1 protein-coding gene is annotated in these 1,458 nt (G+C 35.3%); it reads right to left on the bottom strand.

Going from position 1 to position 1,458, the window contains the following annotated elements:
* Window positions 1-196 precede the first annotated feature (196 nt).
* Window positions 197-1,201, bottom strand: a complete 1,005-nt coding sequence (locus D0T85_RS21925) for an IS110 family transposase (RefSeq protein WP_163215658.1) — start codon at window positions 1,199-1,201, stop codon at window positions 197-199.
* Window positions 1,202-1,458: the final 257 nt, after the last annotated feature.

A 1,458-nucleotide genomic window follows, 5' to 3' on the forward strand; every position in this document is an offset into this window, starting at 1 on the left:
CACAGAGGTACTGTGTTGAATTCCAAATTAAATTAAATATTTTTTCTATCTTTGTCTCCGCCAAAGGAAGGCTTCATGCGATACTTTGTACTGAGGTCTATCTTGTGTAGTGGAAGTTCTCTTCCACTACTTTTTTTTTGCCCTTTGGGCAAAAGCCAAAGGAAGACTTATGCTTCACATTCCCTGAGCTCTATATTTACATCTGTGGTTTAAAGTCTTCTTGTTTTTTCCACAAAGTATATATTAATGCTAATATTTTTCGTTGTACTGCTACTGCTGCTATCATTGTAACTCCTTTTTTTAAACGTAATTTTTGATAATATTGTTGTGTATGCGGGTCATGTTTAGCCATGCAAAAAGCTGGAAAATAAAGCGCTTTTCGTATATAACTATTTCCCTGTTTACTTATCTTGCTTTTTCCTTTCCATTTTCCCGATTCTGCAATACGAATATCTAATCCTGCATAGCTAGTCAATTGTTTGATGCTATGAAAGGTAGCAAAACCATTGGTCTCACTAATTATAATGATAGCCGTCCAGAAAGCCACTCCTTTAATTGTTTGTACGTGTTTTAAACGTTGGTGTAAGGCTGTGTCTTTTTGTACGACCCCTTCGATTTGCTTTTCTACTTGTGTTAATAATTTATTCAAAAAAGCAATCTGTTTTTGACAACGCTTTATGGAATCCTTGGGAAGTACACCCTGATGAGAATAGCTATGCAAGTGATTTTTAATGGTTGTGCGTTCTGCAATCAGCCGATCCCTTTCGCGACATAATTGTTTTAATAGCTGTAGGTTAGGACTAAATGGCTTCCAGGGGGATAGTTTTCTTTCCAGACCCATACGAGCTAAAACTGCTGCATCAATAGAATCTGTTTTTGATTTGACTCCTAAACTCTGACCATATTTCTTTACTTGATTGGGAAGAATTACATGAACTGTAAATCCTTTATTATAAAGAAAATAGGCTAATCCTTCATAGTAAACACCCGTAGCTTCCATGGTAAAGGCAATAGGGAGATCAGCAGTTTGTTTGGAGGAAAACCAATCACAAAAACTATCAAATCCATCTTGTGTATTCTTGAACTTACGGCTAGCTCGAATCTTAACATCTAAGTTGTCTGTTAATACACTAAAACAAACCTGAAAATCGTCTTTAGAGATATCAATCCCTACCACTTGTTTTATTACTCCTGTTTTCATAATCATAATCAAATAAATGAATAACGGAATCTCCCACATTGTCTTCTCTCGTAAATTATGCGAGATTATAAGAAAAACTTATATCCCTAAGTACCTTGTTCAAACTAAATGGAAAATAAAGAATAGTCTCCTGAATTCTCTGTGAGGATATCGACAAACGTATCTAGGCACAATTGAGAGACTATTCTTTTCCGTATTAACTACGAATATACAACACTCGGAGAAATAACGGATCATTAATGATGCAAATATACGAG

Origin of the sequence: Bacteroides sp. 519 (assembly GCF_010500955.1) — a bacterium.
In the GTDB taxonomy this organism is placed as follows: Bacteria; Bacteroidota; Bacteroidia; order Bacteroidales; family Bacteroidaceae; genus Bacteroides.

Bases quoted from the DNA above. Each gene is read 5' to 3' on its own strand.
- D0T85_RS21925 (WP_163215658.1), bottom strand. From the start codon at position 1,201: ATGAAAACAGGAGTAATAAAACAAGTGGTAGGGATTGATATCTCTAAA.